At 38.8% G+C, this 16,053-nt stretch carries 14 protein-coding genes; 11 read left to right on the top strand and 3 right to left on the bottom strand.

The features are described from left to right. Positions 1 to 240 precede the first annotated feature (240 nt). The 4 genes from L3V43_RS13560 (at position 241) to L3V43_RS13545 (ending at position 2,192) form a co-directional block, all read left to right on the top strand. Positions 241 to 405 carry a hypothetical protein gene (locus L3V43_RS13560; protein WP_206473578.1) on the top strand — a complete coding sequence of 55 codons (165 nt, stop codon included), beginning with the start codon at positions 241 to 243 and terminating at the stop codon, positions 403 to 405. Positions 406 to 1,304: 899 nt separating this feature from the next. Further along, positions 1,305 to 1,508 carry a bacteriocin-like peptide gene (locus tag L3V43_RS13555; protein ID WP_088532202.1) on the top strand — a complete coding sequence of 68 codons (204 nt, stop codon included), beginning with the start codon at positions 1,305 to 1,307 and terminating at the stop codon, positions 1,506 to 1,508. Between the two features lie 14 nt (positions 1,509 to 1,522). Next, on the top strand, positions 1,523 to 1,735 hold the full coding sequence (locus L3V43_RS13550) for a hypothetical protein (RefSeq protein WP_102057812.1): 213 nt from the start codon (positions 1,523 to 1,525) through the stop codon (positions 1,733 to 1,735). A gap of 220 nt (positions 1,736 to 1,955) precedes the next feature. Next, on the top strand, positions 1,956 to 2,192 hold the full coding sequence (locus tag L3V43_RS13545) for a hypothetical protein (protein WP_237116690.1): 237 nt from the start codon (positions 1,956 to 1,958) through the stop codon (positions 2,190 to 2,192). A gap of 129 nt (positions 2,193 to 2,321) precedes the next feature. On the opposite strand, the gene L3V43_RS13540 is transcribed toward L3V43_RS13545, so the two are convergent. From L3V43_RS13540 to L3V43_RS13530, 3 genes are all read right to left on the bottom strand, one after another. Next, positions 2,322 to 2,714 (bottom strand): hypothetical protein, encoded by a 393-nt coding sequence (locus tag L3V43_RS13540; RefSeq protein ID WP_206473574.1) that lies wholly within the window; start codon positions 2,712 to 2,714, stop codon positions 2,322 to 2,324. Between the two features lie 1,079 nt (positions 2,715 to 3,793). Then, positions 3,794 to 3,973 carry a hypothetical protein gene (locus L3V43_RS13535; protein ID WP_227386645.1) on the bottom strand — a complete coding sequence of 60 codons (180 nt, stop codon included), beginning with the start codon at positions 3,971 to 3,973 and terminating at the stop codon, positions 3,794 to 3,796. A 14-nt stretch (positions 3,974 to 3,987) separates the two neighbouring features. Continuing rightward, the gene (locus L3V43_RS13530; RefSeq protein ID WP_237116691.1) at positions 3,988 to 4,158 is read right to left on the bottom strand and encodes a hypothetical protein; all 171 of its coding nucleotides are present in this window, start codon (positions 4,156 to 4,158) and stop codon (positions 3,988 to 3,990) included. Between the two features lie 1,082 nt (positions 4,159 to 5,240). Between L3V43_RS13530 and L3V43_RS13525 the strand changes: the two genes are divergently transcribed. The 7 genes from L3V43_RS13525 to L3V43_RS13495 all read left to right on the top strand — a co-directional run bounded on the left by L3V43_RS13525 (position 5,241) and on the right by L3V43_RS13495 (position 16,023). Continuing rightward, on the top strand, positions 5,241 to 6,596 hold the full coding sequence (locus tag L3V43_RS13525; protein WP_235368518.1) for a radical SAM protein: 1,356 nt from the start codon (positions 5,241 to 5,243) through the stop codon (positions 6,594 to 6,596). Between the two features lie 127 nt (positions 6,597 to 6,723). Then, on the top strand, positions 6,724 to 6,942 hold the full coding sequence (locus tag L3V43_RS13520; protein WP_010607031.1) for a hypothetical protein: 219 nt from the start codon (positions 6,724 to 6,726) through the stop codon (positions 6,940 to 6,942). 292 nt (positions 6,943 to 7,234) lie between these two features. Beyond that, entirely contained in the window at positions 7,235 to 10,171 is a 2,937-nt protein-coding gene (locus L3V43_RS13515; RefSeq protein ID WP_237116692.1) for a S8 family serine peptidase, read from the top strand. 100 nt (positions 10,172 to 10,271) lie between these two features. After that, a complete protein-coding gene (locus tag L3V43_RS13510; protein ID WP_237116693.1) occupies positions 10,272 to 10,835 on the top strand; it encodes a hypothetical protein in 564 nt (187 codons plus the stop codon). 619 nt (positions 10,836 to 11,454) lie between these two features. Beyond that, a complete protein-coding gene (locus L3V43_RS13505; protein WP_010607028.1) occupies positions 11,455 to 11,637 on the top strand; it encodes a hypothetical protein in 183 nt (60 codons plus the stop codon). Between the two features lie 81 nt (positions 11,638 to 11,718). Beyond that, positions 11,719 to 13,134, top strand: coding sequence for a radical SAM protein (locus tag L3V43_RS13500; RefSeq protein WP_237116694.1), 1,416 nt, complete (start codon positions 11,719 to 11,721; stop codon positions 13,132 to 13,134). A gap of 39 nt (positions 13,135 to 13,173) precedes the next feature. Then, positions 13,174 to 16,023, top strand: a complete 2,850-nt coding sequence (locus tag L3V43_RS13495; protein WP_237116695.1) for an insulinase family protein — start codon at positions 13,174 to 13,176, stop codon at positions 16,021 to 16,023. Positions 16,024 to 16,053 lie beyond the last annotated feature (30 nt).

Here is a 16,053-nt window from a genome sequence, read left to right as displayed (position 1 = left end):
ATGCTTTTTTGTGTTTTTTAATGGTTTTATTTGTTAAGTAGAGATGTTAAAGGTTATGTATTTATTATATTTCTACTTCTTGTTGTTTTATAAGGTTTTATTTTTCAACCCTATGTTTGACTGTCGTTTTATTTTAAATTAAATTTTGTTGCAGGGTGATTTTTTGATTTGCTCTTATATCGAAATGCTACTTAGGTTTCATGGTGGCGAAATAATTTAAAATTTAAAAGTGAGATGAAAATGAAAGAAATTAATAAAAAACAAATTCAGGAAGTTAATGGTGGTTACTGGAATTTTGTAGTTGGATACTTAGGTGGGAAAGCGATCGATGCTTTCATCGACTATTCAAAAAATCCGACTCCTGTTCTAGTTCGTGAAAACGATGGTTCAGATCCATTGCTATAAAAATATCTTTTTATTTGTCATGTCCATGTTTTATGGACGTGACAATTTTTTAATTTTTCTAGCCGTGGCTTTGAAAAAATTATTGATTATTTAGCTATTTATGTTATTAGCTTTCTTATTCAGTGTTGAAGTTGTATTGGTTAATAATTGGCTTTTCTGTTGGGCCGTAAATTTTCACTCATACAATGAAAAAATAAATAGCACCTGAGCAAGCGTTCTATACATTGAATGCCATCGTAGAACGTTGGGAAATTTTAGAACTCCCAGTCATAACTAAGCGCTCACATATTTACTTTTACCTTAATATTTCCCCACGAGTTTTCAGTAACTGATATTAAATATCTTATTCTTCCTACAATTCCTTAGCTGTTTCGGAGGTTCCTCGATCCTGTTTGCAACTCAGGTTTTACTTTAAAATGACTTAAACCTCATTGGCTGCCCGATGTATGACTCTATCTTAAATTTTAATAGATATAAGATACAACTCACCATATTTATGCCACCTTATTTTCGTTTACCTCAAATTTCTATATCAGACACTTTGTCTATGAATTTTTAATATTCCGACAGTGTGTCACTGTAATAAAGGTCATCGTGAAAAATTCCAAAAGTTGAATATCTAGAGTTTCAAAGAGTTCTTAGGAGATTTTTCTAACCCTTTATAGGTACGGCTGGTATCTTATTACTGATTTTTTATTATTTAAATGTTACCAATTTACAGTTTTAACCTATGTTTATGTTTTTAAAGGTTAAATTGTATTTTTATAATTTGACTTGTTTATTTTTTATGTCTAAAGTTCGATTTGAGTTGAATATTTAATTCTCTCCTTTTTAAGGGCTACCTGCTTTGGCGGAATTGGTAGCTGGAAATTTAAGTTTTAATTAACGCGAGAAGAAAGATGAAAGAAATTAATAAAAATCAGATCATTGAAGTTAAAGGTGCTGGGTTTGCTGAGGCTGCATGTGTTACTGGCTTTGGTGCCTTAGGTACTCTTGGTGGCTTTATTGGCGGTGGTATCTCAGGCCCTGTTGGTATGGCTGGCGGAGCTATGTGGGGATTCAATATCGGTGTAACTTTTGGCACTGCTGTTTGTCTTAAATAATAGGGAAAATGATAATGTTAGAAATTAAACTTAACGAGTGTAAAGAAGTTTCAGGCGGCGACTGCATGGGTAAATTTGCTGCTGGTGGCGCGCTTCTTGGTGGTGCTGTTGGTGGTGCTGCTGGATTCTTTGGCGGTTTTGGTTTTGGAGCTGGTCCAGGTGCTATTGGTGGTAGCTCGCTAGGCGGTTCATTTGGCATGATCGTCGGTGCTTATGCTTGCTACTAAAAAGCTGAGTGTTGGGGCTTAATAAGCCCCAACGTTTATAAATTTATGTAGGGGGAGAAATTTGAGCTTTTTCTTGTGTAATTTATTAATAACATTAACAATTTTCTTAATACCAATTTTGAGGCTTTCAGTTTCGGATAGTAGTATCATCAATTACTCTGTTCAATTGTTTCTTTTCATTTTTATATTCTTGTTTGTATTTTATAGGGGGAGAGTCCCTATGAAAGTAAAAAATAAGGAGCTATATTGTTATACATTTCCTTTTGTTAGGAAGTTTAAGTGTAGAGAAATAAAATCTTTAGATGTTTCTGATAGAAAAGTTAATATAGAATTTAAAGGTGCGGTTGCAGATATTGATGTTGATTACTTTTTTGGTATTAAAAGTGAAGTTAAAAATAGTGAGTTGGATAATACCTTAGTTGAAAAAGGGTTTTTTGTGACTATTAGTTTTAGTTGAACTTTTTATATTGGTTGTGGGTGGAGGTTTTTTTATTCAATAATTGTAAAAAATAACGATTACCTCTTTGGAACTATGATATCGCTCTAGCTGGCTATTTATCTTAGCAGGCATAATATTTTCATACATCTACTTAGATCGCTTCAACTCCTCATTAATTTTTCTTGGCGATACATTCAACACCCGGCCCATGTAGGCTATAGAGTTTGTTTTTACTCGTTTTTCTTGCTTTAACAGCCGATCGGCCTGTTGTAGAGTATGGATAAACTCCTGACTTGGCTGCCCGGTGATTTTCCTCAAGATGTCTTTCATCACCCGTATGAGATAGTTTTTCTGTTTTTTCATCATGCGTTTAAATTGCTTAGCATGGGCATAGCCCGCTACTTTTTGCGCGGTCCTAGGGCCAATTCGTTCATAACTTTGCCTAAGCCGAATACCGGCTTGCTTAGCGAAACCAACCAGTTTATCACGGCATTTTTCTAGTAGTTTACTGTCCGTTGGGTGGGCTATATTTTTCTCCATGACGGTGCTGTCTACAACCACCTTTCGTAAGCTTACAGGCTTGATGGTATTACTTTTAAGACCAGTATCAACAGTTAACGAAAGCTCAATTCAACCCCATCTTCGCCAATTCGCTTGCGAAAGTGTGTCATTGAACTTGGGCAGCAAGGCGCTCATGAGTGAAAAATTGCATGCCACAAAAATATTGCCAATACGGGTTTTCGCACCACATGACCACCGTGTTTTCGTCAGACAATTTGTGAATTTGTTTCAGGTATTCGAGGCCCGCTAGAAGGGGGACAGGCTTGGCGTCAGCGCCTTTATCGCCATAGCGCTGTTTAAATCCGATCTCTAAGCGCTGCTAATCAATGAGTTTTGCCAGTTTCACCAGCTCATGATGCGATGAAACGATATCAAGAAGCTTGAATTAAAACGGGTGTTTTTGTGGTGTGTGCCTAGTTGATTCTGGTGTCATTTTTACACTTAAATTGCGATGTTTTGGTTGTGTGATTCAAAAAATCTGTAATTTGAGAGTGGTAAGAACATTTAGATCTTCAAGTAATTCAATTGGTTTAAGGATGAACATAATAAAACTTTCATGATCTCGTCTTGGTATAATCTCGCAGTGAGGTCGTATGGGTACATTATCAGTCCAACAAGTTTGAAAATTATAAATGGAAAGTGCGTAGTTGGAATTGATCATTATAAAATTAGAGGTTCACCCTTCTTCGTCATTTATTTTTGATATAGCTACTTTTAGGATATAGATAGAAACAACCATGCAAAAAATAAAAAATGCAGGAAACTTATCCATCATAGGCAAATAAAATAATGAGATCATGATGTAAATTATCCATTCTGCGATCTTAAAATGCACAATGCGGTTCATAAATATTGAATTTATAATGAGAAAGCTTGATATGAAGCTAAGTAATGCTAGGATGCTGGCAGCATCTAATTTAAGATGAAACAAAAAAGGGATTAATATAAGTAATAATATAGATAGTGAAAACTTATATGGCTTTTCTAGGATGTTATTCATTCTATTCTCTCTACTACGTTATCTAGAAAAATGAGGCTGAATTCAGCCTCATCAAAGGTTATTCCATATGATACAGATCATATGCAATCATACCAAGGCCCAAAACAAGACCAACATGACCACCAATCAGTATACCTCTGGCTAGATTTCTACCTGCGATTCTTCCAAACGCTCTTGCATAACGGTAGCTCGAGCCACCATTCACTTCTTGAATACTTTGAATGCTTAATTCTTGCATTTTTAATTCCTTAATTAATAGAAAATTGTACGATATGCAGAGTAAACCGCAAGAGAGCCGCCGATAGTACCCAGACTAATTCCAGTTACTTTAAAAGCAAAACCAACCATTGGAGGAATTATAAACGCTACCCCACCATTTACCTCTGCCATTTCTGCTGCATTTAGCTCAATTATGTTTTCCATTTCATTACCTTTTATTGATATTATAATTAGTCATCACTTCCGCCAAAGAAGATGACTTGTTCTAGAGGGAGTTCAGCTCGCCTCCGAAAATTATAAAAACAATAAAAAAATAAAAAATCAAATTTTAAGAAATTAAATTAAAGTAATAAATTCATTGGTTTAGAGGAAAAAATATCAAAAAGTAATATTCTATAAGCATCTAGTAAGATGTTGTTTAGCAATCTGTGTCGTTTCATTAGAATAAACAAAAAAGAGGAATGGCGCATAAGCAAAGAGTTTTATTTAGACACTGGACAAGATTAAGAACCTGTCTTCATGTAAGGTTTTGATTTTGAGGATTTTCTTGAGGTAGGCAGACTATTTATGCAAGTTGATACATTGTTAGAACACTCCTCTGGCATTGATTACTTGAGGTGAGAGCATATTTTTTTAACAAAACTAACTCTAAAAGAGTTTCTCTCTGAATTCGTCGTCAAGCCTAGCACCTAATATTGCTGACTTTCTATATACCAATGGTGGAGAATTTCTTCTTGTTGCATTATTTGCGCATCTTCAGGGACGGGGATAGATAAAAGTGTGTATCAATTCTTGTTGTTTGGCCATCAATTGCAACTAAGTCAGCAAGCTCTGGCCATTTCTGTTTGGTTTCTTTAGTAATTTATCAGCGCTTAATGCATAAGTAATATGCACTTATTCACGGCTGCACCCATTATTTTGTTGCTTGCTTTCTGACAAATCGCTTTTACTCAATGCATTGTTGAAAGATGATGTGATCCCACCGTGGGATTACCTGTAAGCAGTTTGCTTTTTAACCGCTTCATCAGAGGTCGTATACCATCATCTGAATTCGAGTGCTTAATCTCTCAAGCGTTAACCTGCTTCATTATTACTTAATGAAAACAGAGCTAAAAATCCCGCTAATTTTTATCAAACTCTTATTTTTTGAGAAGCTATTTTTATCTTTTTGTTTTTAAACAATAAATTTATTTATTGTAATTTGCCTTACAAATTTTTGACTGACATGATTGGACCTAAGTTTGAGACGCTATGACATTTGGCGTGTTTGAAATGGGGCATAAGGCATGACAAATACATTAGAAAACGCTGGTGTGAAGGTTCGAGAGTATGATCGGAGCACCTATGCTGTGTGGGAAATTACCTTAAAGTGTAACTTAGCCTGTAGTCATTGTGGTTCTCGTGCGGGTGATAAACGAGCTGATGAGCTGTCGACTACGGAAGCGTTTGATTTAATCAAACAGATGGCTGATCTAGGCGTAAAGGAAGTGACCTTAATAGGTGGCGAAGCTTATCTACGTCCTGATTGGTTGATGATTGCGTCAGAAATAAAAAATAAAGGTATGAGAGTCACCATGACGACTGGAGGTTACGGCATTTCCAGAGGAACCGCAAAGCGCATGGCTCAAGCGGGCATTGAAGCAGTCTCGGTTTCTATTGATGGTCTTGAAGATGAGCATAACAGTATTCGTGGCAAGTCTGATTCGTGGAGCCAATGCTTCACCACATTATCTCAATTTAAAGATTTGGGAGTACATACTGGAGTAAATACTACAGTAACAAGAAAAAGCGCAAAGGACCTTCCTTTATTGTACGAAAAATTAATTGATGTCGGCGTCAAAAACTGGCGAATCCAATTGGCCGTGCCAATGGGGAATGCGGCTGATAATAATGAGATGTTGATGCAGCCTTATGAATTACTCGATCTGTATCCATTATTGGGGTTGCTGTCAGTTCGTGGCAGAAAAGACGATCTCATAATTCAACCTGGTAATAATGTTGGTTATTTTGGTCCTTATGAACGTTTGCTTAGAGGGACTTTTATGCAAGAGAGTAAGTATTCGTTTTATACCGGTTGCGTTGCGGGACAAGGAGCTATCGGCATTGAAGCTGATGGCAAGATCAAGGGATGTCCATCATTGCCGAGCGAAGAATATACAGGGGGTAACATCAGGGAACGTACATTGAAGGATATTTATGAAAATGCACCAGAACTGAATTTTAATAGTCAAGAAATGGACGATGTGTCGATTGCACATTTGTGGGGTAATTGTAAGGGATGTAAATACGCGAAACTGTGCCGAGCTGGTTGCAATTGGACTGCTCATGTATTTTTTGGAAAGCGAGGAAATAATCCTTATTGCCATCATCGAGCATTAACTTTAGCCGCCAGCGGTTTACGTGAGCGCTTTCAGCAGCGCGTTGCGGCTTCAGGTATCCCGTTTGATCACGGTGTATTTGAAATCTATGAAGAATCAATCTCTGCGACATCTAATGACAACGTAAATCGCTTCACTATTCAGGGTATAAATTTTCCTCCTTCTTGGTTGGCGACAGACTCTAATCTGAGAGAGCGATTAAATAGCGAGAAATTAAATGCAATTCATCAATACAGAGCGTTAGGTTTAGCTAAAGCTGTGTGAGTGAATAAAAGTCTGTGGCGGCAGACTTCTAGGTGTAAATGATAGAGGCACCAAAACTTAGCGGTTTATCGCAAAGTATACTCTCGAGAGTACAAGCTCTATCAATAAATGTAATAAGGAAAATAAAATGAGAAATAAAAACTACGATATGCAAGAGCTGAATAATGCAGCCGAGTTACTTGAGTTAGTCGAAGGTGGCACACTGCATGATAATGGCTTAACACCTGTTCCTTGGGATTTTCCTCGTGTTATTCCAGACCCTATTGACCCAGTAAAGCCTCCGTTTCAAATGTCTTACGGTATCTGGATCCCACCATATGATTTAGCTAAGTACTCTTTGAAATAAGCAATGCTTAAGGGGCGGAAGAGATTTCTTTTGCCTCTTTGTTACCTCATACCCCAACTGTTTACTAGGGTCACAAATTTTCATCAGCAATAGCATTAGGCTTTCTTAACTAGTTGATAGTGCTCTGGACAAATCGTGCGCTCTAGTCTTTTGATTTAATCACAACGACTACTTAACAAGCGACTGTCCAATAAGCGTCTCTCAATTATTAGCTGAATACTTCATATGGTGGAATAGGAAATAGAATAAACCCTTCAATACTTTGAAAAAGATAATAAAAAAGGAATAGAAGATGAAATTTAGTAAACTTGCACAAAGTTTATTATTGGCACTTTTGCCCGTAGGGCACATATATGCATCTGGAGCCGATGAGAATACAACACCTATTGTTGTGAGCTACACTCAGGGAAATTTACCCTCAGCATTTGTTGCGCGGTCAACGCTGTTATCTTCAGATGGTATCCGTACTTATGCTTCTCTCACCGTTACCCAGAATGAACTTGACTCTCTACTTGTAGAATCACTTAATCAAGGTGGTTTACTGCGGATTGAGGGAAATCATAGGTATCATTTCCCTCAATTACTTTCTCATAATGCGGGTGATAAATCGCAAAATCAGCTTAACTGGCAACAGTTAACAAAGCTTTCTAAACTGGAGGTTCAGACCGTTGGTACAACGAAAGTATGTCTGATCGATTCAGGTGTTCAACTTAATCATTCCCAATTGAGCTCACAGTTATTTTCAGGGCTGAGTAGTGAGTATGCAGGCTTCTGGTATCAAGATGCGATTGGGCACGGAACTCACCTCGCTGGACTACTTACCGATCCTGTTTTTGCGAACGGTGAAATATCCGTTGAAGTACGAAAATTACTACGATCGGCTAATGGTGAGAATTCTATTATCCGCGATTCAGACCTAATTAGTGCCATAGAGCAATGTGCAAATTCAGGTGCTCAAGTGATTAATATGTCGCTTAGTAGTCCATACTTTTCATCTGCTACTCGAGATGTGATCGATAGACTTGCCTATGACAGAGACATTATTTTTGTTGCTGCTGCGGGAAATCACGGGATACCTCAATCAGATAAAGGTGACTACCTAGCGTTTCCAGCGGCTTATCGAAATGTGATTGCCGTTGGCGCGATCGATGAAAATACGGATCTTGCATATTTTTCCGCTGAGAATGCCAGTATTGATCTAGTTGCGCCCGGTGTGAATATTCGTTCGACAATGACGAATCGTAATCGAGTGACTGCGGTGAGCAATAAGGTAGGAAATAAACTGCACTTTGTTCAGATTGATAATGGTACTCAGGACTTTCCAAATGAATTGAGCTTAGTGGAAAATTGCTTGGTAGCGCTGCCTAAAACGCTATTGGATGAGCATGATACACAATATGCTCTATCCCCTGAAAGCAAGCAGTGGTTAAAAGATGCTACAGACACATGCGCTGATGCTAACGGTAGTGGGTTAGTATTTACTTATGATGTTGGTATTGCAGATACTACCATTAGCAAGATCGATTTTAGTACAAGCTTCCCGACTCTACTTATTCCAAACTTGACGTTAACACACGGAAGTTCAGAGACATTCGATTTACAGGTTGATGTAAATCAGTCTGAGTATGCTGTTTTATCCGGCACATCACAAGCAGCAGCCATTGTAAGTGCTGGTATAGCCAAGCTCAAATCAGCTAACCCTAATGTGGATAGAGAAACGCTAATTCAAGCGTTATTTGGCAGTGCCGAAGACCTGGGAAAACAGGGCAGAGATGGTAAATTTGGTTTTGGATTAGTCGACTTTTATAAAGCAAACCAAGTATTAAATGGCGAGATTGAGTTACCGGAGCAAGGTGTAAATCACTGTCCTGCTTCTTGGTATAGTAATCGCGCGTATACACAAGGGGAGCGTGTTGCTTTTGGCCGCTTTGTTTATGAAGCGAGCTATTGGTCAAAAAATCAAAACCCTTTATTCTCCGATGGTGATTATGAAGCGTGGAGCTATATCGGTGAGTGCGATAAAACTCAACCTAGTTATACCGCAGACTTCGATAGTGACTATGCCAGTTCTGGTTACCAGTTATCAGAAATAGAACGAATCACAGTGGTTTATTCATGTGAAAGCTACACACTAGCTTGTGGTGGAGGTAATTCTGGTGGCGGATTTGGTGGCTTCATTAGCTGGGGTTATGGTGGTGGTTCAGGTTTTTCTGACGGCGGAGGCGGAGGAGGCGGCTCATCATCAAGTAATCAAAATAGTCAAAAAGAGAAAGAAGCTAAACAATTTAAAGAAGATGCAGGCGATATTACTAACGTTGTCGCGCAATTCCAGTTGAAGCTAAAGCAAATATTAAATGGCCTAGACCCAAATAGTTCAGCCTATAAACAAGTCAATGGAATGCTTCAAAACTTAGGTAAACTCGCCGATAGGCTCAACAGTGGCGTACAAGGCTTTAGTCACGCATGGAATGGTGAGGGTCAAGAAGCGTTAGCTGAGGCACTTGCATTTGTGGTTGCGGTTAAAACTGGTAAAACGATCGATGCTGTTGGTCGAATGTTAGGTAAAAACCCTGTAGTTGCTGTTGGCAAGGCTGCAGTCTCTGTTGGGTTCAGCTACGCGGCTGGTAATAGTGTTGAAACAGCTGTTGAAAATTTTGTTTACGATACGTATGTCAAGGATGCGATGACTGCTGCTAGCTATTATCAAAAAGTCGTGAATAAAGGAAATGAAATACTCAATGACATGCGCTGCGGTTATCAGCGGGTAACTAGGCCCGATATGTTATGTCGAGAGCATCTGAGAAGCATCGATCTGCTTGATAACACGTACATTGTTATGCTTGATCTAGATAACAATGGTGTTCGCTGGCAGTCCGCGCAAGCAGACAGAGAGATTTCCTTAGGTCAAAGTGACGGAATGTTATTCATAGACTTTAACGGAAGCGGCGAGCTCGACAGTGTTAATGAAGTGCATCTTGGTCATGCAGATACTCAGTTGGATACTTTATTGCTATTAGATAGCAATCGCGACTTGAAGATAGACGCATTAGATAGCAATTTTGACCGTCTAATGGTTTGGCAAGATCTTAACGCGGATGGTCGAGTCAATTCGGATGAATCTATCTCTGCCGCTAGTTTAGGGTTGGTAATCCATTTAGAAACTCCAAGCTTACAATTTACAGCGACAACTCATAGCGGTCCGGTAGGACTAATTAAGAGTAAGCAGTAATCGGCAAGCAGCCATGGAATGCTAGTTATTTTGTGGCTGCATATTTTCCATAGTTTGCAGTAATATCAACTTAAAAATAGCAGTAAAGGGAACATCAATCGTGGACGATCACATACAAACCTCTCCCCGAGGGGAGTCTACACTGGTAGATGAAGTAAACACTACGCAATTTTACTTTTCAATTAAAGTATCTCGTCTATTATTTGCATTAGCCGTTTTTTTCGGCATATCAGCTTGGATGTCGGAGGGGATATACTCACCGCAGAGCGCAGCGTCGGCGTTTAAGTCTGAACTTCTCAGTAACCCTAAAATACTTTTTTGGTTTAGCTTATACTGTGTCACTTTTATGGTCTCGGCTGGATTTTACTTGTTGGTTACGATTCAAAATAAGTTGGTTTTAGATGTCAAGAATTGCACGATTGTGATTTCTTATCTGTTTTTGCGAGACAAAACGATCGATTTTGAAAGTCTTGATAGCTTATTGGTGTTTCAAGATGAACATGAGCCATCTTTATTTGGCTTACGTTGCCAGGACAAAGACCAACGCAGGGATAAATATCTAAGTAAGGGTATATGTTGGAGACTAGCAGAATCGCAATTGGCAGCATTTCTTCAAGTGATTAAAAAACACCGATTAGATCTCGGAGTTTCGCCTTGGGATTGAAGTGTACCAAACATAGTAAGCATCACTCTTACGAGATTATTCATAAACTTTTCCAAACTCCTTTCGCATCACACGACTGTTGATCTTAGTAGGTCATACTTTTGAATGGCCATCATCATTTTATCTCTCTAGGCCGTACGCTCATGTTATAGACACTGAATGATTAATGGGGGCTCATCAACTGTCTCTCATCTGTCAAAGTGTTTAGTTTGATTTTTACATTAGCTGAATATCAATATCAAACCAATAATATACTCTTATTTGGCCATAATGTTGGTACTTAAGATTATGATAATTATAGTTAAGTTGTTTTTTTCCTTTGTTTGATTTAAAACTTTTTTAGCAACAATATTGAGCCATACCGAATTGAAGAGATGTGTTATTTACCTTTCACACTTTGCAACTTTAAGTCGGTCTGGCAGGTGGCTGTACTCAACTCTACTTCTCCACTTTGTCTGAAAATCGATTACCAAAAAAAGCGAGATAGTATCAATCTCAGCGCCACAAAAGGACAGTGGTTCTGTGTTGGTTGGAAGATCTAGCGATGCCTTCCATTTGAAGCTTCAAACTTGGTAATCAAACTACATGTTATTTTTTAAAAATAAATTAGGATAATAAAATGAAAGACTTACATCAAAATATGCAAGATGTTACCGAAGCAAAAGAACTACTTGTAAAAGTAGAAGGTGGTCTATCACCTATCAAATTCCCTGGTGATGACAAATTACCACCTTGTGACTGGTGGGTTTGCCCTCAGCCGTTATACGGCGTAATCATCGATCCTCCATTTGAAAAGTTCTAAGAACGTTTCGAATAGATCGTGATTGTGTTGGTGGCGCGTTATGCGCCACCAATAAGACTTGAGCTACTAGGGGTTAAAAATATGTCAGTCAATATGGATAGTGCAGGAATAAAAATAAAAAAAGAAGCACGCCAAACTTATGCAGTATGGGAAATTACGTTGAAATGTAATTTAGCGTGTAGTCATTGTGGCTCGCGAGCAGGAGACAGCAGAGTAAATGAACTCTCCACAACAGAAGCATTAGATTTGGTCCATCAAATGGCTGACCTAGGCATTAAGGAAGTTTCACTGATTGGTGGTGAAGCCTTTATGCGCCCAGACTGGTTGATGATAGCTGCTGAAATTACCCGCTTGGGTATGAAAGCATCAATGACAACTGGCGGCTTTGGTATTTCTGAAGGAACAGCTAAACGTATGAAGCAGGCTGGTATTTCAACAGTTTCTGTTTCTATTGATGGATTAGAAAAAGAACATGATTTGCTCCGAGGAAAAGTTGGAGCTTGGAAGCAATGTTTCCTGACAATTGAACGATTGACCAACGTAGGAATTAATGTTGGTTGTAATACTCAGATAAATCGTTATTCGGCAAAGCAACTGCCTTTGCTTTACCAGAAACTTGTAGATGTGGGGGCTAGAGCATGGCAATTGCAGCTAACAGTACCTATGGGTAATGCTGCAGATAATGATGAAATGCTATTACAGCCGAATGAATTACTTGACGTTTTCCCTCTAATTAACTTTCTATCTGTTAGAGGTAGGCGTGATGGCTTAGCTGTGCAAGCAGGCAATAACATTGGTTATTTTGGACCTTATGAACGTCAGCTTCGAGATAATAAATCCACTCATTCTGAATGGGCTTTTTATAGAGGTTGTGGAGCCGGGCAGAATACACTCGGTATAGAAGCTGATGGGAGCATTAAGGGCTGTCCTTCATTACCAACAAATGCATACACTGGCGGTAACATTAGAGAGCGTTCACTACGCGATATCTATGAAAATACTGATGAGCTTAGATTCAACGATATTAATAAACCTGAAGATGCGACCAAACACCTTTGGGGAGAGTGTGCAACCTGCGAATTTGCAAAGGTTTGTCGTGGCGGTTGTAACTGGACCTCTCATGTATTCTTTGGCAAGCGTGGAAATAACCCATATTGCCACCACCGAGCTGTAAAGATGGCAGTAAGAGGTAAACAAGAAAGGTTTTTCATTCGAGAAAAAGCGTCTGGAGACCCATTTGATCATGGGGTATTTGATTTAGTTGTTGAAGATTTCAAACCTTTAGATCCACAGGATACTTCTGCATTCAGCTTAGCACAGGCGCAATTTCCTGAAAATTGGCTTGAAGCGGACCCCAATTTGGTCAGGCGTTTGTTTACTGAAAGGGGCCTTGTTATGAAGCAATACGTTGACTCAGGTATTGTACCTAAAGAGGAATCTCCTTGGTTCGATAAAACCCAACGAGAAGCACTGATGTCTAGCGCTGTGCCAGCCTAAGTAATTATAACACCGATAAATTTTAGAGGTATGTGAGTTATGTTTAACAACAGATTGTCTTTAGTCGCTTTGGCATTACTTTCTCTAAATGCTACAGCACAAAAAAATACTACGATAACGCAACTGACTTCTGCTGTACCATCTGATATTGCACAGTCTCAATTTATCAAAAGTGTGCAAGATGACAGAAGTTATGATGAGCTCGTATTGGAAAATGGCCTACGAGTTGTGGTTGTCTCAGACCCCAGTATTTCAGAAGCTGCTGTAAGTCTGACGGTTGGTGTTGGCCAATATCATGACCCTGAATCTTATCAAGGGCTGGCGCACTTTCTGGAACATATGATCTTTCAGGGATCTAAGGCTTACCCTAAGCCAAATGCATTGAAGGATTTTATTAGCAAGCATGGCGGACAATATAATGCCGCCACTGAATTGCAAATGACGAGTTACTTCTTTAGTTTACCGCAAGATAAATTTGATACTGCATTGACGATGCTTAGTGATGCAATCGTTAATCCTCTTTTTGATAAAGAAAATATTGATAATGAAATCAATGCAGTAGATCAAGAGTGGCAACGATTGAGACAACAAGATAGCTTCGTGATTAACCGTACGGCCGCCGTAACCGTTAATCCAGAGCATCCAATTAGAAAGTTCGGTGCAGGCAATAAAGCTTCATTAAAGAGTAAATCAAATAAGAATGACCTCTATGCAGCGATGGCTAACTTTTACAAGCAGTATTACTCTGCAAACTTAATGACAGTGACGCTAGTGGGAGGGGAGTCGACTGGCGAATTAAAATCGTTAGCAAAAAAGCACTTTGCAAAAATAAAAAACTTACAGGTTGAACCCCCAATTATCTCAACACCGGTATTTACAGAAGCTACACTAGGCCAAGAAATCAAGCTCCAAACCAAAGTTGCTACCGATCTATTACTATTACAGTTTCCATTGTCTTCAAACTTTGCTAACTGGCAATTTAAGCCAAATGCGTACATTCAAATGTTATTGGCTTCTCAAGAACCGGGGTCCTTGGCTGCTACGCTGACTGAGCAAGGGTTAATTGAAATGATGCTACCTATGTTGATACCCAATAGCTACGGCGTTGAGGGTACTGCGCTGGTACAATTTATGTTGACTGAAAAAGGCAAGATGCATCAGGAAAAAATAGTCGCAGCATTTTTTGATTACGTTGAACTCATTAAGGAAACTGGGATAACTGAAGGATATGCCGCTGAGCTAAAACAAATGCTTAGTGGTCAATTTGAGAGCTACCAAAAGCCTCCCGCGCTTCATTTGGCAATGCAGTTTAGTCGTATGATGCAAACTGTACCTGCTCGCGATATCCTTCATTTTGATACTTATTTTAAAGGTTTTAATTCAGCAGTCATTCGCGAAAGTTTATCTAATCTCACCTTAGAGAAAGCCAGAATATGGCACATTAGCGACGATGAAAAAACGGGCACTTCTTTGCAATATGCACAAGGTAGCTACCATGTTGCTCCTTTGTCCGATTCGGCGAAAAAAAGTTATGCAGATTCAGGGTTGAACTTTAAGTTGCATTCGCCTTCTGTAGAAGAAGAGGTTGCTACACAGCTTGTTAAGCAAAGTAACGAGCTACCTAGCCAAGTTGTTGCATCAAAGGGTATTAGTGCTTGGTTGAAAAATAGTGAACATTTTACACAGCGTCAGGGCGTTTTAGGTATATCCATTGAAAGTGCAATACTTAATCAAGATGTGAAAAATCACACAATGCTGAACTTGTTAAATGTGATGATGATAAGAGAGCTGCAAAGGTTGGGGACTCGTGCTCAACAAAGGCATCAGATAAACCTGATGGCGATGCAGAATGCGCAAGGAAATTTAGCGATCACTCTCTCAGGGAAAACAGGAAAGCAAGATTATTATGCTGAGCAGCTTTTTAAAGAAATTACCGGCATGGAAATTTCGGAATCTAGACTTGAAGCTGCGAAAAAGTTGTATTTAGAATCTTTAGAAAATCTAGATAAATTGCCGCTTGCGTACCAGTCGGAACTGCATTTTGGTCGACAAGTTAAGACTGAAGCGATGTTGTGGACAACAGAGCAGGTTATCGCACAACTTAAGCAAGTTAATACCAAGGAATTAGCTAGTTTTCACAATAAGTTAGTAAGTAACACTTACATCGATATATTTGCATTTGGTGGTTATGACCAAGCTGATGTGCAAAGTCTTGCGTATAAAGTAAGAGAAACTTTTGGTCCAACATCCCAGACCCAAAAGCCACAGATTACAACCAAATATGCTCCTCAAAAAGGTTATATGACGAATGATAAACAGCGCTCTTCACTGGATAACGTTTATTATAGAGAGAGTTATATTTACGCCGAACAATCCGCGCCCACGTATGCTGCGCTTACGGTGTTGAACCAGTTTTTTAATAGCTCAATATTCAATACTTTGAGAACTGAAAAGCAAATGGCTTATGCGGTAGGGAGTAAAGCGTTTAAGGTACATGATTATCCTGCTTTCAGTTTATTTATTGAAAGTGCAAATACCTCGTTACCAAAGATTAAGTCCGAGTTTGATAATTTCATTATGTCATTTTATCAAGGACTTGAAAAAATGGATGAGAAGGAGTTTGAGGTTGTTAAAGATGGATTGCTTGTCAGTTTAGAAAAGCAGCCTGAAAATGTATTTATTGAATCTCAGCGTTACTTCGAAGATTGGTTGAGTGGTAGGCTCGATTTTAGTTCTCGAGATGAGCTGATACATTATCTGAAGCGTGTGAATAAGTCACAAATTATTCAAGCCTATCAGCAATTATTAATTGACTATCAGGGTGAAGTGCAATTGCTTCAAATTAAAGGCCCGAATTCTAATAGTGAATACTTTGAATTTGAAGAATAAATTCTGCTGTAACGCAGGCCAGTATTGCGA

Source organism: Pseudoalteromonas sp. L23 (assembly GCF_021728455.1).
Classification (GTDB): Bacteria; Pseudomonadota; Gammaproteobacteria; order Enterobacterales; family Alteromonadaceae; genus Pseudoalteromonas.
This window is presented reverse-complemented; position numbering and strand designations above follow the sequence as displayed.

Bases quoted from the DNA above. Each gene is read 5' to 3' on its own strand.
- L3V43_RS13545 (WP_237116690.1), top strand. From the start codon at position 1,956: ATGAAAGTAAAAAATAAGGAGCTATATTGTTATACATTTCCTTTTGTT.
- L3V43_RS13500 (WP_237116694.1), top strand. From the start codon at position 11,719: ATGTCAGTCAATATGGATAGTGCAGGAATAAAAATAAAAAAAGAAGCA.
- L3V43_RS13555 (WP_088532202.1), top strand. From the start codon at position 1,305: ATGAAAGAAATTAATAAAAATCAGATCATTGAAGTTAAAGGTGCTGGG.
- L3V43_RS13520 (WP_010607031.1), top strand. From the start codon at position 6,724: ATGAGAAATAAAAACTACGATATGCAAGAGCTGAATAATGCAGCCGAG.
- L3V43_RS13540 (WP_206473574.1), bottom strand. From the start codon at position 2,714: ATGGAGAAAAATATAGCCCACCCAACGGACAGTAAACTACTAGAAAAA.
- L3V43_RS13505 (WP_010607028.1), top strand. From the start codon at position 11,455: ATGAAAGACTTACATCAAAATATGCAAGATGTTACCGAAGCAAAAGAA.
- L3V43_RS13525 (WP_235368518.1), top strand. From the start codon at position 5,241: ATGACAAATACATTAGAAAACGCTGGTGTGAAGGTTCGAGAGTATGAT.
- L3V43_RS13530 (WP_237116691.1), bottom strand. From the start codon at position 4,158: ATGGAAAACATAATTGAGCTAAATGCAGCAGAAATGGCAGAGGTAAAT.
- L3V43_RS13550 (WP_102057812.1), top strand. From the start codon at position 1,523: ATGTTAGAAATTAAACTTAACGAGTGTAAAGAAGTTTCAGGCGGCGAC.
- L3V43_RS13495 (WP_237116695.1), top strand. From the start codon at position 13,174: ATGTTTAACAACAGATTGTCTTTAGTCGCTTTGGCATTACTTTCTCTA.
- L3V43_RS13535 (WP_227386645.1), bottom strand. From the start codon at position 3,973: ATGCAAGAATTAAGCATTCAAAGTATTCAAGAAGTGAATGGTGGCTCG.
- L3V43_RS13560 (WP_206473578.1), top strand. From the start codon at position 241: ATGAAAGAAATTAATAAAAAACAAATTCAGGAAGTTAATGGTGGTTAC.
- L3V43_RS13515 (WP_237116692.1), top strand. From the start codon at position 7,235: ATGAAATTTAGTAAACTTGCACAAAGTTTATTATTGGCACTTTTGCCC.